This window comes from Pseudomonas sp. NPDC087804 (assembly GCF_044742965.1).
Taxonomy (GTDB): Bacteria; Pseudomonadota; Gammaproteobacteria; order Pseudomonadales; family Pseudomonadaceae; genus Aquipseudomonas; species Aquipseudomonas rustica.
The window spans coordinates 1-18,581 of the sequence record NZ_JBIUVN010000010.1; the positions used below are offsets into that span (position 1 = coordinate 1).

An 18,581-nucleotide genomic window follows, 5' to 3' on the forward strand; every position below is an offset into this window, starting at 1 on the left:
CCTTGTCGAGATGTTGATTGCGCTCTGTGCTCTGTGTTATCTTGGTATCGCTCTGGGTCACTCGCCGATGATCACTAATCTGATGCCAGGTCCGATCCGCCTGATCAAGCAAGGCGGGGAAGCCGAGGTGTTCTACATCTCCGGTGGTTTCCTTGAGGTTCAGCCGAACATGGTCAAAGTGCTTGCCGATACCGTGCAACGCGCCGCCGACCTGGATGAAGCTCAGGCTCAAGCAGCTCTCAAGGCTGCCGAGCATGCTCTGCATGAAAAGGGCGCTGATTTCGACTACAGCGCTGCGTCAGCTCGTCTGGCCGAGGCTGCAGCTCAGCTGCGCACCGTCCAGCAGATCCGCAAGAAGTTTGGCGGTTAATCCGTCAGCCGCTTGTTGTGCGATTGATAAAAAAGGGTAGCCTCGGCTACCCTTTTTTCTTTTTCCGAATTCAAACCCGGTCGCAGTTGCTGACCACCCAGGATTGGTAGCCAGTCATGTCTCTTGAAATCGTTATCCTCGCGGCCGGTCAAGGCACTCGTATGCGTTCGGCCCTGCCGAAGGTTTTGCACCCGATTGCCGGAAATTCCATGCTGGGCCATGTTATCCACAGCGCCCGCCAACTCGATCCACAACGCATCCATGTAGTCATCGGTCATGGCGCCGATGTGGTGCGCGAACGTCTGGCGGCTGACGATCTGAACTTCGTTCTGCAGGACAAGCAGCTCGGCACCGGCCACGCCACCGCCCAGGCTGTGCCATTCATTACTGCTGACACCGTGCTGATCCTTTACGGTGACGTGCCGCTGATCGAAGTCGAAACCCTGCAACGTCTGCTCAAGCACGTAGTGCCGGGGCAGATGGGTTTGCTCACCGTCGAACTCGACGACCCGACCGGTTACGGCCGTATCGTGCGCGACTCTGACGGTAAGGTCGCGGCCATCGTTGAGCACAAAGACGCCAGCGAAGCGCAGCGCGCAATCACCGAAGGCAACACCGGCATTCTCGCCGTCCCGGCCGATCGTCTGGCCGATTGGATGAGCCGCCTGTCGAACAACAACGCTCAGGGCGAGTATTACCTTACTGACGTGATTGAAATGGCGGTCAGCGATGGTCTGGTAGTGGCCACCGAACAACCGCACGACCCGATGGAAGTGCAGGGCGCCAACGATCGCAAACAACTGTCCGAGCTGGAGCGTCATTACCAGTTGCGCGCCGGCCGCCGTTTGATGGCGCAAGGCGTGACCCTGCGTGACCCGGCGCGTTTTGATGTGCGCGGTGAAGTGACCGTGGGTCGCGATGTGCTGATCGACATCAATGTGATCCTCGAAGGCAACGTTGTTATCGAAGACGACGTGGTGATCGGCCCGAACTGCGTGATCAAGGACAGCACCCTGCGCAAAGGCGTGGTGATCAAGGCCAACAGTCATATCGAAGGTGCCGTAATGGGCGAGGGCAGCGATGCCGGTCCGTTCGCGCGTCTGCGTCCGGGCACCGTGCTTGAAGCGCGCGCGCATGTGGGTAACTTTGTTGAACTGAAGAATGCGCACATGGGCGAGGGCGCCAAGGCCGGTCACTTGACCTATTTGGGCGATGCCGAAATCGGTGCGCGCACCAATGTGGGTGCTGGCACCATCACCTGCAACTATGACGGCGCCAACAAGTGGAAAACCGTGTTAGGTGCAGATGTGTTCATCGGCTCCAATAACTCGTTGGTCGCGCCTGTGGATATCTCCGACGGTGCAACCACGGCGGCCGGCTCGACGATTACGCAGAATGTGGATAACGCGCAGTTGGCGGTTGGTCGCGCGCGGCAGAAGAATATTGATGGCTGGAAGCGTCCGGTGAAAATCAAAAAAGACTGAGTTATCCACAGCGGCTTTTTGAAGATCAAAAGATCGCAGCCTTCGGCAGCTCCTACACGAGCTCCCGGGGCTGCGATTTTTTTTTGTTGGGCGGGTTGACGATTTATAGCCAATAGGTTTTGATTGCTTCCGTTATCTTTCGAATCGAAACTTAAGCCGCCATGTCGAAACGCAACACGCCCCAACGCCGCCACAACATTCTCGCCTTGCTCAACGAGCAGGGCGAAGTCAGTGTGGATGAGCTAGCCAAGCGCTTCGAAACCTCTGAAGTTACGATTCGCAAGGATCTCGCCGCACTGGAAAGCCATGGCTTGTTGCTGCGCCGTTACGGCGGGGCGATCACCATGCCGCAGGAGCTGGTCGCGGAAACCGCGCAGAGCGTTTCCAAATACAAACAGGCGATTGCCCGCGCGGCGGTGAAACGCATCCGCGAGCACGCGCGCATCATCATCGACAGCGGCAGCACCACCGCCGCGATGATCCCCGAACTTGGCCAGCAGCCAGGTCTGGTGGTGATGACCAATTCCCTGCACGTCGCCAATGCCTTGAGCGAACTCGAACACGAACCGGTGTTGTTGATGACCGGTGGTACCTGGGATCCGCATTCGGAATCCTTCCAGGGCCAGGTTGCCGAGCAGGTACTACGCTCTTACGACTTCGACCAGTTGTTCATCGGCGCCGACGGTATCGACCTGGTACGCGGCACCACGACCTTCAATGAACTGCTCGGTTTGAGCCGGGTCATGGCTGACGTGGCGCGGGAAGTTATCGTCATGGTCGAGGCCGACAAGATCGGCCGCAAGATTCCCAATCTGGAGCTGCCATGGAGCAGCGTCCATACCCTAATTACCGATGATCGCCTGCCTATCGATGCACGCGATCAGATCCAGGCCCGCGGTATCAACGTGATTTGCGCGGCTGTCAGTCAGGAGAAATAAGCATGTGTGGAATTGTCGGCGCAGTCGCTGAACGCAACATCACCGCCATCCTGCTCGAAGGCCTCAAGCGCCTCGAATACCGTGGTTACGACAGCGCCGGTGTGGCGGTGTACACCAATGACGAAACCCTCGAGCGCATGCGTCGCCCGGGCAAAGTCAGCGAACTCGAAGCCGCGTTGGCCGAGCACCCGCTGGTGGGTCGTCTGGGTATCGCCCACACCCGTTGGGCCACCCACGGCGCCCCGTGCGAGCGTAACGCTCACCCGCATTTCTCCGGCGACATCGCGGTGGTGCACAACGGCATCATCGAGAACCACGAAGCTTTGCGTGAACAACTGAAAGCGCTGGGTTACGTGTTTACCTCGGACACCGACACCGAAGTCATCGCCCACCTGCTCAACCATAAACTCAAGGATCAGCCTGATCTGACCGTGGCACTCAAAGCCACCGTCAAAGAACTGCACGGCGCTTATGGTTTGGCGGTGATCAACGCCAAGCAGCCGGATCGTCTGGTGGCCGCGCGCAGTGGCAGCCCGTTGGTGATTGGTCTGGGCCTAGGCGAGAACTTCCTCGCTTCCGACCAGTTGGCGTTGCGTCAGGTCACTGACCGCTTCATGTACCTGGAAGAAGGCGATATCGCCGAGATTCGCCGCGATAACGTGCAGATCTGGGATGTCGATGGCAAAGCAGTCGAGCGCCAGACCGTGCAATACACCGACGGTGCCGAAGCTGCCGACAAAGGCGAATTCCGCCACTACATGCTCAAGGAAATCCACGAGCAACCGGCCGTTGTCCAGCGCACCCTCGAAGGTCGACTGAGCAATGATCAAGTGCTGGTGCAAGCTTTCGGTCCGCAAGCCGCCGAGCTGTTCGCCAAAGTGCGCAACGTGCAGATCGTCGCCTGCGGCACCAGCTACCACGCCGGTATGGTCGCGCGTTATTGGCTGGAAGAACTGGCCGGCATTCCGTGCCAGGTCGAAGTCGCCAGCGAATTCCGCTACCGCAAAGTCGTGGTGCAGCCGGACACCTTGTTCGTGACCATCTCGCAGTCCGGCGAAACCGCCGACACCCTGGCCGCCCTGCGCAATGCCAAAGAGCTGGGTTTCCTCGCCAGCCTGGCGATCTGCAACGTCAGCATCAGTTCGCTGGTGCGTGAATCCGATCTGACCCTGCTGACCCAGGCCGGCCGCGAAATCGGCGTCGCTTCGACCAAAGCCTTCACCACGCAACTGGTCGGCCTGCTGCTGCTGACCCTGTCGCTGGGTCAGGTTCGCGGCACGTTGGCCAAAGGCGTTGAAGCCACTTTGGTCGAAGAACTGCGCCGCTTGCCAACCCGCCTCGGCGAAGCACTGGCGATGGACAGCACCGTGGAAAAAATCGCCGAACTGTTCGCCGAGAAAAACCACACCCTGTTCCTCGGCCGTGGCGCGCAATTCCCGGTCGCGATGGAAGGTGCCTTGAAGCTCAAGGAAATCTCCTACATCCACGCCGAAGCCTACCCGGCCGGCGAACTGAAACACGGCCCGCTGGCGCTGGTGGATAACGACATGCCAGTGGTCACCGTTGCGCCCAACAACGAACTGCTGGAAAAGCTCAAATCCAACCTGCAGGAAGTCCGCGCCCGTGGCGGCGAACTGATCGTGTTCGCCGACGAAAAAGCCGGGATGACCAACGGCGAAGGCACCCACGTGGTGCAAATGCCGCACATCCACGACATCCTCTCGCCGATCCTCTACACGATCCCGCTGCAGTTGCTGTCGTACTACGTTGCGGTGCTGAAGGGCACGGACGTGGATCAGCCGCGTAATCTGGCGAAGTCGGTGACGGTGGAGTAATTGGTCTTACGCGGGGGCGAGAATTTTCTTGCTCCTGCGTTGCTTTTTAGGCTCCAACACTCTCGCTATTTATCTTCAAAAAATCCGCAAATAAATCCGCGTACTACTCGAAGTTCCGACTATTCCTACATTACCTATGGCTAGGTAAACCGGGGGTTGTGGCGTACTCTGAAATCCGCGAGAAAATCCGCGAATCTTGGAGGTCGAATGAGCGCTGAAGCTATCTTGGGGAATCATTGGCTGGAGCCGCTGGTTCCGACATTTCCCAGTGAAATTCTGCAATTGGCAGAGCAAGTGCCATTTCAGGCAGGAAAACTCAGCGCCATCGTTGCTCCGCAAATGGTTCGGCGAGTGGGTGGATTGCTGCGGGTCACCAGCAGCTTTTACAGCAATTTGATTGAGGGCCAATTTACTGAGCCGGTAACGCTTGCGCCGACAGCCCCGAGACGTAATCCCAAAGAGCTGACTGAGCTGGCGGTGACGCATATCGGTACACAGCAAGCTTTTGAACGAGCGCTGTCACTGCACAACAAACTGCCTTGGGAGGCAATGTTTAGCAGCGCATTTGTTTCCCGGGTACATAAGCGCCTGTTTCAGGGGGCCAGCGGTGACCAATTGCATTTGCGCGACGCAAGTCGATTGGTGCCTGGCCAGCTTCGAGATGTAGCGGCCCAGGAAGTTCTCGTCGGCAATCATGCCGCGCCGTCCAGTCAATCCGTAACACCGATGCTCAATCGTATGCAGCAGGTCTACGGCCGCTTGCCCGATGCGCGGAGCCGCTTGCTCGCGGTCATGGCTTATCACCATCGATTAGCCTGGGTGCATCCTTTCGTTGATGGAAACGGTCGCACCGGCAGGCTGATCACCCACCTGCAACTGCAGAAACTGGGACTTGTATCGCCCTTGTGGTCGTTATCGCGAGGACTTGCTCGCCAGCAGGATACTTATTACGCGCGTTTGGCCAATGCGGACAAATCGCGTCGCGGTGATCTGGATGGGCGTGGTCAACTCACCCAAGCCGGGCTGTTCGAATTTGTCGGTTTCATGCTGGAGACCTGTCTGGATCAGATGCGCTATACCGAGCAGGCTCTGAACGTCTCCAACATGCGTGAAAGACTTCACACCATTTTTGCGTGGGACGAGCGTATTAAAAGGGCCGGTCTCAAGCCCGAGGCAGCGCGTGCTTTGCACATTCTGCTGACTCAGGGCGTGCTGAGTCGGGCGGATTTCAAGATATTCACCGGACTGTCTGACCGGGTCGCGACTGATCAACTTAGAAGTCTTGTCCAGCTGGGACTTGTGGAAAGTGCTACGCCTAAAGCCCGAGATCTTTATCCGGGATTGCCCGTGTGGTTTGCACAGCTTCTATTTCCGGACTTGCATCAACGAATGATGGCTGCAAGCTAAGGAGTTGTTGGATGGATCGCTTCCAGGAAATGCACATCTTCACCACCGTAGCTCAGGAGCAAGGCTTCTCTGCGGCCGCACGGCGTCTGGGGTTGTCGGCCGCCAGCGCCACGCGGGCGATGGCGGCGCTGGATTTGAGAATCACCACGCCGCCGATAGTCTCGCCCTAGCCATCGAATTCGGTGATGCCACGACGAATTCCTGGCCCTATTTCAAAACAGGTATTTAAATAAAAATGGGCGCATTAGGTTTTTTAAAGAATAAGAACGATAACCTATTTTATTCCCTATCAATTTTTATGAGCTTGGATGTTCAGAGAAGTTTATTTGTACTCTATTTGCTGCAACTTGGAATTACACAGGGAGAAATAGGTATTCTCCAGTCTTTTTTGTTTTTTTCTGCCGTAGCGTTAGAAATTCCATCTGGTTTGCTCGCCGATCGGTTTGGTCGTAAAGTTTCTCTTATAATCGGTTTCTTAGGGTTATTTATAAGCGGTATCGGTTTTTTGTTGTTTTCAGATTTTGTTCCTTTCGCCATTGTATTTTGCCTGTTCGGCGCCAGTATTGCTATGGGTTCCGGTTCAGACAGGGCGTTATTGTATGATAACTTGCTAGCTGAAAATCGGGCTCAAGAATATCCTAAAATAATATCGCGTGCCCGTGCTGTTGGCGCAATATCATTAGGGTTGTCTATGCTACTGGGTGGCGTATTACAAGATACTTGGTCATGGAATGCCGTGTATGTTTTCTTTGCGATATCAAAACTTATTGGCGCTATTGTTGTTACATTCATTCCCGAAACCAAGCTCCCGTCTATTTCTCAGGTTGCCCATAAGGTAAACACTGTTAGCGACGAAAAAACAGTGGGGGTTCTTACGTCATTAATTACCTTTTTTCGCTCCAAGAAAGGCGCTTTCCTTATGCCTTTATTTGTTGGATATGCTTTATTCGAACTTTCTACGATCCCGTTGTTTATCTATGGTCAGCCATTTTTTTCAATGCAAGGCTTAGAGATTCCTGTCATTGCAGGGATTTATGCTGCCGTTGAAGCTCTCTCAGCAGGTATGTTCGTAGCTGCGGGCTTTATTTGTTCCAGATTCTCTCTCGGGACTATTGCTTTCACTACCACTATTATTGCGGCTTTCCTTCTTTTTATTTTGTCGTTGAATATCGGAACAATTACTTCTGTCGTGACTTTTCTACTGATCATGTCACTCCCTGCAATCTACGAGACCTCATATGAAACTTATATTCATGATAATGTCGAGTCGCGTATCCGCGCATCTTGTATCTCTGTAGCAAACTTGATTAACTCAGTTGTTATCGGCATCTCCTATACTGTATTCGGTGGTTTATTGGATCTATATGGTTTCTCGTTGACGTTGATTGTAGTTGCAGTCACGTGTTTTGTTGGCTTGTTTGGTGTAGCTACAACATTGCTTTTAAGTGAGAAAGAACGCCCTTTAAAAAAACAAGAAGCTTAAATCGTCTCGAATTTTCCAGGCACCTTCCGCTGGTGTAATCGTTTTGAAAAAGCCTATTGCCCACAGAGAGGTACTAAATGGATCGCTTCCAGGAAATGCACATCTTCACCACCGTCGCCCAAGAGCAGGGCTTCTCCTCGGCCGCGCGGCGTTTGGGCCTTTCCGCGGCCAGCGTAACGCGGGCGGTGGCGGCGCTGGAGTTGCGCATTGGTACGCAGTTGTTGATTCGTACCACGCGCAGTGTGCATTTGAGCGAGGCGGGGCAGCGTTATCTGGAGGATTGTCGGAGAATTCTCGCGGAGGTGCAGGAAGCCGAGGATTCGGCGGCGGGCAGTCATGCGCAGCCGCGTGGGCAATTGACGGTGACGGCGCCGGTGTTGTTCGGCGATCTGTTTGTGACGCCGGTGATGGCGGGTTATCTCGCGCAGTATCCGGAAGTCACGATCAACGCGGTGCTGGTCGACCGGATCGTCAACATGGTCGAAGAGGGTATCGATGTGGCGGTGCGCATCGGTGATCTGCCCGACAGCAGCCAGCATGCGATCCGGGTCGGTGAGGTGCGTCGGGTGATTTGTGGTTCGCCGGACTATTTCGCCAGGCACGGTCGGCCGATTCATCCTCATGCGCTGGCAGGCGTGCCCGTTGTGGCGACTTCAGCAATTGGCCAGCAACGCACCTGGCCGTTTCTCGATGGCGGCGAACCGTTCAGCGTGCGACCTGAACCGCGTCTGATCGTCACGGCCAATCAGGCTGCGATTACGGCAGCGGCCATGGGCTTGGGGATGACGCGGGTTTTGTCTTATCAGGTGGCGAGCAAGGTGGCCGCCGGTGAACTGGAAATCGTCCTCGCCGAATTCGAACTGCCCGCATTACCGATCCATGTGGTCTATCAGGGAGGGCGGAAGGCGCCGGCGCGGATCCGCAGTTTTGTCGATTTCGCGGTACAGGCTTTGCGCGAACATCCCGCGTTGAAAAATGCAGCGTTATTGCACGAGCTGAAATAATCGTTTGCAGTTACTGGTGATTCTGTTGTTTTCGCGATCAGGGGAAGATGGCCCCCTCGGCGCGCTCATCCCCGCAGCGGCGCCCCTGTTCAGCGGAGTCGACCATGCAAGCGATCAAACTCTACAACTTCCCGCGTTCTGGCCACGCTCATCGCGTCGAGTTGATGCTGTCCCTGCTGCAATTGCCGACCGAGCTGATTTTCGTCGATCTGGCCAAGGGTGAGCACAAGCAGCCCGCGTATCTGGCCATCAACAGCTTCGGCCAAGTCCCGGCGATTGATGATGGCGGCGTGGTGCTCGCCGATTCCAACGCTATTCTGGTGTATCTGGCGCAGAAGTATGGCAACGGACGTTGGCTGCCTGCGGATCCGGTCGGTGCCGCCCATGTGCAGCGTTGGTTGTCGGCAGCCGCCGGGCCGATTGCTTTCGGCCCTGCTGCCGCACGCTTGGTCACGGTATTCGGCGCGCAACTGAATGCTGATGAAGCCATCACCCGTGCGCACAACCTGCTGAAAGTGATGGACATCGAACTGGGCAAAACTCCGTATCTGGCCGGCGAAGAACCGACCATCGCCGACGTCTCGGCCTACAGTTACATCGCTCATGCGCCGGAAGGCAATGTGTCGCTGGATGATTACGGCAACGTTCGCGCCTGGCTGGCCCGGGTCGAAGCCTTGCCCGGTTTTGTCGGCATGCCGCGCACCGTCGCCGGCCTGCAAACCGCAGTCTGATTCCCGCAATCCACACTGTGCCGACGGTGCAGGGGAGAGGTCGTGATGGAACGTTCACCGTGGCACGCTGGCGAGCAACAGTTGCAGGCGAAAGTCGGGGTTGCCGAACGCATGGAGGCGTTCGGGCGTAAGGTGATTCGCACGTGGATGCCGGATCAGCACCGTGAGTTCTATCAGCAATTGCCCTTCATGTTGTACGGCGCCGTCGATGCGCAGGGCCGGCCGTGGGCCAGTGTGCTTGAAGGTGCGCCGGGCTTTGCTCATTCGCCGGATCCCGAGCACCTGCATTTCGCCAGCCAAACCTCGGCCGATGACCCGGCGCAACTGCGCAATGGCGAGCCGATCGGTTTGCTCGGCATCGAACTGCACACCCGCCGGCGCAATCGCCTCAACGGTCATGTCGATAATCTGACCGCGCAGGGTTTCGACGTCAGCGTGGATCAGGCTTTCGGCAACTGCCCGCAATACATTCAGTTGCGCCAGTTTCAGCGCGTGCCACTGACGGATCCACAGACCCGCCCGGCTCAGCATCTGGACGCTCTCGATGAGACGGCCACGGCGTTGATCGAAGGCGCCGACACGTTCTTCGTCGCCAGTTATGTCGATGTTGATGGTCAGCGCGCGGTGGATGTTTCCCACCGAGGCGGCCAGCCAGGTTTCGTACGGGTGGAAGGGAATCGTCTGACCATCCCCGACTTTGCCGGCAACCTGCATTTCAATACCCTCGGCAATTTATTGCTAAACCCCAAGGCCGGCCTGCTGTTTATCGACTTTTCCACAGGCGATGTACTGCAACTCAGCGGGCGCACCGAGATCACTCTTGAAGGGCCGCAAATCGAGGCGTTTCAAGGCGCGGAACGCCTGTGGACATTTGCTGTGGAAAACCTGGTGCGGCGCCCGGCGGCATTAGCCTTGCGCTGGCGCTTCGACGGCATGTCGCCGACCAGTCTGTTGACCGGTAACTGGGCCGAGGCGGACGCACGTTTGCAGGCGCAGGCACTCGGCAATCAATGGCGGCCGCTACGGGTGACGAAGATCGAAGCGGAGAGTCAGCACATTCGCTCGATCTATCTGGAGCCCGCCGATGGCGCCGGTTTGCCGGTGTTTCTTGCCGGTCAGCATTTGCCGCTGCGTTTCACCGTGGATGGCGAGGTACACATTCGTACTTACAGCCTTTCGAGTGCGCCATCGGATGGTTTCTACCGGATCAGCGTCAAGCGTGAGGGCCTGATTTCGTCGCATCTGCATGAGCAGATTAATGTTGGCGATGTACTCGAAGCGCGTGCGCCGCAGGGGCATTTCACCGTCGCACCGCTGGAGCAGCGACCGTTGGTGCTATTGGCTGCTGGTGTGGGAATCACGCCGTTGCTGTCGATGCTGCGCGAGGTGGTGTACCAAGGCTTACGGACGAGGAGGATTCGTCCGACGCTGTTGTTGCAGAGTTCACGCAGCCTGGCCGATCAACCGTTTCGCAAGGAACTGGATCGCTTGCTGGAAACGTCTGGCGATGCGGTGCGGGTGTTGCGTTTGCTCAGCCAGCCGGAAGCCGATGTGCAGGAAGGTGCGGACTTCGATTTGCCGGGGCGGATTGACGGCGAGGTGTTGAGGAATGTGCTGGAGGTCGATGATTTCGACCAGATCGATTTTGTCCTGTGTGGCCCCGGTGGTTTTACCCAAGGGCTGTACGACACCCTGCGCGAACTGGATGTACGCGACGCGCAGATTTATGCGGAAACCTTTGGCCCGTCGACACTGAAACGTCAGGCCGATCCGGATGCAATCGTGATTGAGCAACCGCCCGTAGCGACCACTTCGGTTCCGGTGGTGTTCGAGCGTTCGGCGAAAGAGGCGCGTTGGCAGCCGGATGGTGGCAGTTTGCTGGAACTGGCGGAGAGCCGTGGATTGCGTCCGGAGTTCAGTTGCCGGGGTGGTTCATGTGGAACCTGCAAGACGCGGCTGGTCAGCGGCGCGGTGAATTATCCACAGGTGCCGGCGGATATGCCGGAGGCGGGGCATGTGCTGATTTGTTGTGCGGTACCGGCGCAAAGCAGCCAACCCTTGGTCTTGGATTTATAAACCGATCCCTGTAGGAGCTGCCGAAGGCTCGGGCCGCGATCGGACGATCTTTTGATCTTGAAAACAAAAGTCAAAAGATCGCAGCCTTCGGCAGCTCCTACAGTGGAATGTGTTTCAGGCCGAAGTCAGGCGTAGGACAGGGATTTTTCTTCGAGCAATTCCTGATACAGCTCCGTCCATTTGCGGCCCATTTCATCGGCTGTGAATAACTGCCGATACCGCGCTTCCGCTTTTACCCCCATCGCCGCCGCGCGCACCGGATCATCCCAGAGCGTACGCATCGCCTCGCGAAATGCCTGTGGATGACTCGGCGGCACCACCAATCCGGTCTCGTTGTGAATATTGATGTAACTGGTACCCGTGCCAATCTCGCTGGAGATCATCGGTTTGCCGTACATCGCGCCTTCCAGCAGCGAAATACCGAACGCTTCCGAACGCAGGTGCGACGGGAAGACGATCGCGTAGCTCAATTGCAGCAAGGCAACTTTGTCTTCATCACCCAAGCGCCCGAGGAAATGAATGTTGCGCAGTCCCAACGCAGCGGCTTGCGCATGCAACTCTTGCTCGAGCGGGCCGGCGCCGACGATCACCACCGGGTAATCCACGTCTTTCAGCGCATCGAGCAGGATGTGCAGGCCTTTGTAATAACGCATCACTCCGACAAACAGGAAAAACTTATCCCCAAGCTGCTGGCGCCAGCGGTTCATGCGCTCGCTATCGGCCTGTGGATAACCGGCCTTGTTCAAACCGTAGGGGATGACTCGAGTCTTGTCCTGAAACTGCTGCAGCACATCGCTGGTGTGCAGGTAGTTTGGCGACGCCGCGACAATACGATCGGCGCTGGCGAGGAAGCGGTTCATCAGTGGCCGGTAAAGTTTCAGCAGGTGCTTCTGGCGAATGATGTCCGAGTGATAGGTCACGACGCTGGGTTTGTGCGTGGCGCTGGCGAAATGCACCAGATCCATGAACGGCCACGGGAAGTGATAGTTGACCACGTCGGCCTCGGCGGCCATTTCGCGAAACTGTTTGAACACACTCCAGGAAAAACCGGTGGAGGCGAACTGAATGTCGAGTTTGGCGCGGTGCACTTCGTGGTGACCGAGTTTGACCACGGGCGGTGTCGGGTCGCTGCTGAGTGTCAGCACCTGACCATCGATACCGTGCTGGGCGCCGCTTTCGCAGAGCTGGAAGATCACTTGTTCGATGCCGCCGACCGAGTCAGGCAGGTACGTTTTGAAAAAGTGAAGTACGCGCATATCAACCTCCCATGGCCTGGCGGTAGGCACCGGCCGTGGCCTGTGCACAACGCTCCCAGGAAAAAAGCCGTGCCTGCTGCAATCCGGCTTCTCGGCATGCCTGCCAATGTGCTTGATCGTCGATCAAAAGGCTCATCGCATCGCGCAAGCCTTGTGCATCGTCAGCTTGAATATAGTTGCCGGCCGGGCCCGCTACTTCCGGCATCGCCGAAGAACCGGTGACCACCACCGGCGTGCCACTGGCCATTGCCTCCAGCACCGGCAGACCGAAACCTTCGTACAGCGAAGGAAAAATCAGTGCCCGTGCACCGGCGAGCAATTGCGCCACGTGTTCATCGGGCAAGTAACCGAGCAGGCACACATGACCGCTGGCCAGGGCCTGACGCAACTCGTCACTGAATTGATCGCGCTGCCAACCGGCCATGCCGACGATCAGCAGCGGAAAGCGCTCGCGCACGGCTTCTGGCAACAAGGCGTGGGCGCGCAGGGCCAGCGTCAGGTTTTTGCGCGGCTCCAACGTGCCGACGCAGAGGAAATACTCACGCGCCGTTACCGCGTGCGTTTTGAGCACCGCGTCGATCGCCAATGGCTCACGCGGACGAAAGCGTGCCGCGACGCCCAACGGGGCGACCACAAAGCGCTCGGCCGGCAAGCCGAAATAATCCTGAGCCTCATCGGCGATGGCTTGCGAGTCAGTGAGAATCAGCTGCGCCTGCGCAACGCCGATCGCCAGTCGTCGCTCGATTTCCTTGAGCCGCGCGGCGGGCTGTGTGTCGGGGAAATGCAGGTGCGTGAGGTCGTGCAAAGTAATCACCGTCGGGCCGTCGAAGGCCAGCGGCCACAGGCTCGGCTCGTGGTACAGATCGATGCCTTGCGCGCGGCCCTGATCGAAACTCTTCTGCTCCAGCCAGCGCCGCGCCTGATAGGCTCCGGGGATTTGCCGCAGCAGTGGCGTCAATCGCGAGTAACCGGGCATGGCCGCTTCCGGCAACGCCGAACTCCAGCCCCAGCCGTGGAACAGCGTGACTTCGACGTCGGGCTCATTGCGCAAGGCGTTGACCAGTTCGGCGACGTAATGGCCGATGCCGGTACGCGGCGCCTGCAGAATTCTGGCGTTAAGCGCTATGCGCATGCTGCTTCTCTTCGGTAGGCAGCGATGTGTTCAGGTTGCGCTCGATCCGCTGAACCAATTGCGCGCTCGCTTCGCGCCAACTGAGCCAACGCCATTGTTCAAGGCTCAGGGCGGCCGGAAACTTGCCGGAGTGCTCCATACCGGTCACCAGATCGGTCAGGCTTTGCGGGTCGTCCAGATCGAAATAGGCCATGTAGTCGCCGCCGATTTCGCGGAACACCGGAATATCGCTGGCCATTGCCGGTAATCCACGTTGCATGGCTTCCACCAGTGGCAAGCCGAAACCTTCGACGTAAGACGGGAACACCAGCGCGGTGGCGTGGGAGTAGGCATGTTCCAGACTTCTGTCGGACAGTGAGTTGTACATGAACAAGCGGCGGTTCAGTTCAGGGTGCTTGCGAATGCGCTCGACCAAGGCATCACACTTCCAGCCAATTTTCCCGACAATGCACAAGCGTGCCGTGGATCCCGTGGCCCAGGCGCGTTCGAAGGCATCCAGCAGATAAGCGTGATTTTTGCGCGGCTCGATGGTGCTGACCATGAGGAACACCGGCTCTGCCGTTTTGAACATCTGCAGCAAGGCTCGATCAACCTCGGCACCGGCATCGCTCAGATCCAGCTCTGAACCCAGGTGGAAATAATCAAACCAGCGTTGTTCGACTTGTTGCGCGCCAATCCGGCGCAGCATCTCCTCGCGCACTTGGTCGCGGATAGTCGTCGAAATCGCCACGTAGCCATCGGCCGTGCGGGCGATCCAGTCGAACCAGTCGTTGAAAACCTTGACCAGGCCGGCATCGCAGAACTGCGGATGGGTCAGGGGGATCAGGTCGTAAATCACCGAGATGATACCGACGCCGTCACGCTTGAGTTGCTCGGCCAAGGGGAAAAAATTGGCGTGCCATGACGAGTCGAGCAACACCAATTGATCGCCCGCCCGGTGGGCTAACGGGACGCAACGTTCGGGAATGGTTTTACCTTTCAGGACTCGTTCGAGCACGCGCATAGGCAAACTGAAACAGGCAAATGCGCTGAGCCGGCAGCCGACGTAGAGCACTCGGCGGGCGAAATGCGACTGGCTGAACGGACGACGTCGCTCCAGTGCACGGTGGCGCAGCCAGAAGGTGTTGGCCCATTGCTCCAGCTTCACGCGCAGGCTCACCAGGTCGAGCTTGGGTGATTTCAGCGGGGCCAGACTTTTCACTTCATAAAGACCGCCATCAATCATCACCACCGGGATGCATTCGACGGTTTCATCGGCCGCCGGCAGTTGCTGGATGACGTTGCGCACCACGCGTTGAATGCCGGAGTTGGCGGTCGGGTGTTCGAAAACGTAAGTGCACTCCACCAACAGTCGCGTCATCGCAAGATCTCCATATCGGGCGTTTGTACAAGGGGTTCACTGGAGCGGGTGATGTCGGTTTGCGCTTGCAGCCACGAGCAGCCGACGAAGTCTTCCTGGCGATTGTTGATGACGTGGAAGACCAGGCCGTAATCGCGCCATTCGAAGTTGCGATCCAGGTGCGAGTCGAGACGTGACAGGCTCAACGCGACCGAATAACTGCCCTTGCCCAGACGCATGTCGAAGGCGAAGCGGAAGGTCACGCGCTCGCCGGCGCTCAGGTCGGTGACGGCTTTGTCGAGGCGATGGGTGTTGATACCGTAGATGGCCTGACCCAGGCGATCCTTGATCATGAAACCGAGAATCAGCCGTTCGATGTCTTTACGAACTTCGGTCTGCACCTCCAGCACCACAGGCTGACCGACTTCTGCAACTTCCAGACTGCGCCCGCGTGCATCGAGCAGGCGCACGCTGATAATCCCCGCTTCACCGGTGCCGGAAATGGTTTGCACCTGACCGTTGGCAAGCATTTCCTGGCGTACCGTCTGCCCCTCGCGCTGAGCGAGCATGGCGTTGTAATAGTCCATGACTTCTTCGGGTTTGCCGCGCATGGCCAGACGCCCGTTTTCGAGAAGAATGGCGCTGTCGCAGATCGACTGAATGGCCGAGCGGTCATGGGAGACGATCAGCAGAGTGGTACCGGCCGCGCGGAAGCTGCGTATGCGTTCGAAGCTTTTGTGCTGGAAGTAGGCATCACCGACCGACAAGGCTTCGTCGACGATCAGAATGTCCGGGCGTCGCGCGGTGGCGACACTGAACGCCAGACGCATCTGCATCCCGCTGGAATAGGTGCGCACGGGTTGATCGATGGCTTCGCCGATTTCGGCAAAGCTTTCGATTTGCGGCATCAGTTGTTCAATCTCTTCGACTTGCATGCCCAGTAACTGACCTGACATGAAGGCGTTCTGTCGGCCGGTGAAGTCCGGGTGAAAACCCATGCCCAGTTCCAGCAGCGCGGCAACCCGGCCTTCCAGTTGAATGTGGCCACAGGTCGGCTGGGTGGTGCCGGTGATCATTTTCAGCAGGGTACTTTTACCCGCGCCGTTGACGCCGACGATGCCGACGGCCTCCCCGGGTTTGATCTCGAAGTCGACGTCTTGCAGGATCCAGTGCTGATGGTGGCGGGTTCCGGAAAACGGCACCAGCCATTCAAACAGGCGGCTCCAGCGATTCGGGTACTGTTTGTAGGCCTTGCCCAGGCCGGTAACGCGTATATGTCCCATCAGAGCTCGTCCACCATTTCACCGACGCGATGACGAAACAGCCGCAACGCCATGGCACAGAGCAACAGACCGATGATCAGCAGCGGAATCAGCGAGGACCAGTCCGGCCATTGGTTATAGAGAAACACATTCTGGTAACTGGTCATCAGGGGGGTCATCGGGTTCAGTCCGATAACGTGTTGAATGCCCGGCGGCAGAATCGACAGCGGGTAAACGATCGGTGTCAGCCAGAACCAGAATTGCAGGCAAATTCCGAACATCTGACCGACGTCGCGAAAGAACACGTTGAGAATGCCAAGCAGCATCCCGAGCCCGGCGGCGAAGATCACTTGCAGGATCAGCAGCGGGATCAACGCCAGCAAAGCCATGCCAGGCAAGCGTCCGCTGATCAGCAGGAAGCCGAAGAACAATCCCAGAATGATCGCGAAGTTGATGCCGGCATTGAGGAGCGCAATCACCGGCAGACAGATACGCGGGAAGCTGATTTTTTTCAGCAGGTTCGCGTTTTCGAGGAACATGCCCTGGCTGCGCGAGGTAATTTCGGCGAACAGTCCCCAGGTCAGCAGGCCTGCACACAGGTAGACGCTGTAGGCCAGGCCGTCATCAACACCCGGCAGGCGCGCGCGCATGATCTGGGAAAAAATCACTGTGTAGACCACGATCATCGACAGCGGGTTGAGCACAGTCCACAGCGCACCGAACAGCGAGTTGCGATACCGCGATTGAAACTCCCGCTTGACGCTACCGAGGATGAATCCCCGATAGCTGTACAACGAGCGGTACAGGGAAAGCAGCATTTAAACCGTCCTGCCGTATTGGTCTTCGAAGCGGACGATGTCGTCCTCTCCCAGGTATTCGCCGCTTTGCACTTCGATGATCACCAGATCGATCACCCCGGGGTTTTCCAGGCGATGTTTGTGGCCGGCGGCAATAAAGGTCGATTCATTTTTCGCCACCAGCGTGGTGCCGGTGCCGTTGTTGGTGACCTTGGCCATGCCTTCGACGACCACCCAGTGTTCGTTGCGGTGATGGTGCATTTGCAGGGACAGCTTGCCACCGGGTTTGACCACGATGCGCTTGATCTTGAAGCGTGGGCCTTCTTCGAGAACCGTGTAAGTCCCCCACGGGCGGCTGACGGTACGGTGCAGCCGATAGGCTTCGTGGGATTTGTCCTTGAGTTGCTTGGCCACCCGACGCACGTCCTGCGCACGGTCGGCGTGGGCCACCAGCACCGCGTCGGCGGTGTCGACGATGATCAGGTTATCCACACCCACCGTTGCCACCAGCCGGTCTTCGCTCTGCACGAAGTTATTGTGGCTATCAATGAAGATCGCGTCGCCGCTGGCGCGGTTGTTGTCGGCATCGGCGGGCACCAGAGCCGCGACGGCGCCCCACGAACCGATGTCGCTCCAGTCAAAACCGGCCGGCACCACCACGACTTTTTCCGAGCGTTCCATCAGCGCGTAGTCGATGGAGATGTCGGTGATTTCCGCGAACAGCGCCGGTGACAGCTCTTGTTGCAGGCAACCGACGGTTTCGATCGGTGCGCTGGCGGCCATGCAGGCGCGGGTCTGTTCCAGCAGTTCAGGCGCGTGCAATTGCAGTTCGGCAATCACCGCCGCCGTGGTGAAGCAGAACATCCCCGAGTTCCACAGGAAGTTGCCGCTTTCCAGGTAATGCGTGGCGGTTTGCAGATCGGGTTTCTCGACGAAACGCTGCACTTTCGCCGCGCCTTTGGCGTCCAGCGGCGCGCCGGTTTCGATGTAGCCGAAGCCGGTTTCCGGCGCGGTCGGGATCACACCGAAAGTCACCAGATAACCGTCCTTGGCCAGATTGACCGCGTGCTCGACGGCGGTCTTCAGCGCGTCCTGATTGACGATCAAATGGTCGGCCGGCATCACCACCATGATCGCGTCATCACCGTGCAGCGCTTGCAGCGACAACGCTGCGGCAGCAATCGCCGGCGCGGTGTTGCGCCCGGTTGGCTCCAGCAGGAAGTGCCCGCGATGGCGCGAGACGTGGGCGGCGCAATAGTGATCCTTGCTCTGGAAGTAGTACTCGCGATTGGTCACCGTGACGATGTCGCCCCAGCCGTCGAGCAAAGCTGCGGCGCGCTGGTAGGTCTTGCCGAGCAGCGACTGGCCGTCGGGCAAATTCATGAACGGTTTCGGATGGCCCTCGCGGGACACCGGCCACAAACGAGTGCCGGCACCGCCGGACAAAATCACGGGGATCAGCATGGC

Annotated in this window: 15 protein-coding genes and 1 pseudogene; 10 read left to right on the forward strand and 6 right to left on the reverse strand. The window is 58.0% G+C overall.

Annotation, left to right across the window (positions count from 1 at the left end; translation table 11 throughout):
- The 10 genes and pseudogenes from ACIOMO_RS15210 to ACIOMO_RS15255 form a co-directional block, all read left to right on the forward strand.
- Positions 1-370: F0F1 ATP synthase subunit epsilon (locus ACIOMO_RS15210; protein ID WP_401241713.1), on the forward strand; the 370-nt coding region annotated here is incomplete at its 5' end.
- 116 nt (positions 371-486) lie between these two features.
- Positions 487-1,854, forward strand: a complete 1,368-nt coding sequence (gene glmU / locus ACIOMO_RS15215; protein ID WP_401241716.1) for a bifunctional UDP-N-acetylglucosamine diphosphorylase/glucosamine-1-phosphate N-acetyltransferase GlmU — start codon at positions 487-489, stop codon at positions 1,852-1,854.
- A 161-nt stretch (positions 1,855-2,015) separates the two neighbouring features.
- The gene (locus ACIOMO_RS15220) at positions 2,016-2,792 is read left to right on the forward strand and encodes a DeoR/GlpR family DNA-binding transcription regulator (protein ID WP_053125280.1); all 777 of its coding nucleotides are present in this window, start codon (positions 2,016-2,018) and stop codon (positions 2,790-2,792) included.
- Positions 2,793-2,794: 2 nt separating this feature from the next.
- The gene (gene glmS, locus ACIOMO_RS15225) at positions 2,795-4,627 is read left to right on the forward strand and encodes a glutamine--fructose-6-phosphate transaminase (isomerizing) (RefSeq protein ID WP_401241720.1); all 1,833 of its coding nucleotides are present in this window, start codon (positions 2,795-2,797) and stop codon (positions 4,625-4,627) included.
- A gap of 207 nt (positions 4,628-4,834) precedes the next feature.
- Positions 4,835-6,034: a Fic family protein gene (locus ACIOMO_RS15230; protein WP_282351446.1), complete on the forward strand. Its 1,200-nt coding sequence runs from the start codon at positions 4,835-4,837 to the stop codon at positions 6,032-6,034.
- Between the two features lie 11 nt (positions 6,035-6,045).
- Positions 6,046-6,195: pseudogene (locus ACIOMO_RS15235) on the forward strand (LysR family transcriptional regulator); the annotation flags it as partial.
- Between the two features lie 74 nt (positions 6,196-6,269).
- Positions 6,270-7,517 (forward strand): MFS transporter, encoded by a 1,248-nt coding sequence (locus ACIOMO_RS15240; protein ID WP_401241724.1) that lies wholly within the window; start codon positions 6,270-6,272, stop codon positions 7,515-7,517.
- Between the two features lie 77 nt (positions 7,518-7,594).
- Complete coding sequence (locus tag ACIOMO_RS15245) at positions 7,595-8,521, forward strand: LysR family transcriptional regulator (protein ID WP_053125278.1); 927 nt, start codon at positions 7,595-7,597, stop codon at positions 8,519-8,521.
- 104 nt (positions 8,522-8,625) lie between these two features.
- Positions 8,626-9,252 carry a glutathione S-transferase family protein gene (locus ACIOMO_RS15250; RefSeq protein ID WP_401241727.1) on the forward strand — a complete coding sequence of 209 codons (627 nt, stop codon included), beginning with the start codon at positions 8,626-8,628 and terminating at the stop codon, positions 9,250-9,252.
- 45 nt (positions 9,253-9,297) lie between these two features.
- A complete protein-coding gene (locus tag ACIOMO_RS15255; RefSeq protein WP_401241730.1) occupies positions 9,298-11,328 on the forward strand; it encodes a pyridoxamine 5'-phosphate oxidase family protein in 2,031 nt (676 codons plus the stop codon).
- Between the two features lie 125 nt (positions 11,329-11,453).
- Here ACIOMO_RS15255 and ACIOMO_RS15260 read toward each other — a convergent pair whose 3' ends face one another.
- From ACIOMO_RS15260 to ACIOMO_RS15285, 6 genes are read right to left on the reverse strand one after another with little or no spacing between them, the layout of a single operon-like run.
- Positions 11,454-12,584 (reverse strand): glycosyltransferase family 4 protein, encoded by a 1,131-nt coding sequence (locus ACIOMO_RS15260; protein ID WP_401241733.1) that lies wholly within the window; start codon positions 12,582-12,584, stop codon positions 11,454-11,456.
- A gap of 1 nt (position 12,585) precedes the next feature.
- The gene (locus tag ACIOMO_RS15265) at positions 12,586-13,716 is read right to left on the reverse strand and encodes a glycosyltransferase family 4 protein (protein WP_401241736.1); all 1,131 of its coding nucleotides are present in this window, start codon (positions 13,714-13,716) and stop codon (positions 12,586-12,588) included.
- Positions 13,700-15,076 carry a glycosyltransferase family 4 protein gene (locus ACIOMO_RS15270; protein ID WP_401241738.1) on the reverse strand — a complete coding sequence of 459 codons (1,377 nt, stop codon included), beginning with the start codon at positions 15,074-15,076 and terminating at the stop codon, positions 13,700-13,702. Before ACIOMO_RS15270 ends, ACIOMO_RS15265 begins: the two co-directional genes overlap by 17 nt.
- Positions 15,073-16,338: an ABC transporter ATP-binding protein gene (locus ACIOMO_RS15275; RefSeq protein ID WP_053125265.1), complete on the reverse strand. Its 1,266-nt coding sequence runs from the start codon at positions 16,336-16,338 to the stop codon at positions 15,073-15,075. The genes ACIOMO_RS15270 and ACIOMO_RS15275 overlap by 4 nt, the downstream gene beginning before the upstream one ends.
- Entirely contained in the window at positions 16,338-17,135 is a 798-nt protein-coding gene (locus tag ACIOMO_RS15280) for an ABC transporter permease (protein ID WP_053125263.1), read from the reverse strand. Before ACIOMO_RS15280 ends, ACIOMO_RS15275 begins: the two co-directional genes overlap by 1 nt.
- Complete coding sequence (locus ACIOMO_RS15285) at positions 17,136-18,578, reverse strand: mannose-1-phosphate guanylyltransferase/mannose-6-phosphate isomerase (RefSeq protein ID WP_159813279.1); 1,443 nt, start codon at positions 18,576-18,578, stop codon at positions 17,136-17,138.
- Between the last annotated feature and the right edge of the window lie 3 nt (positions 18,579-18,581).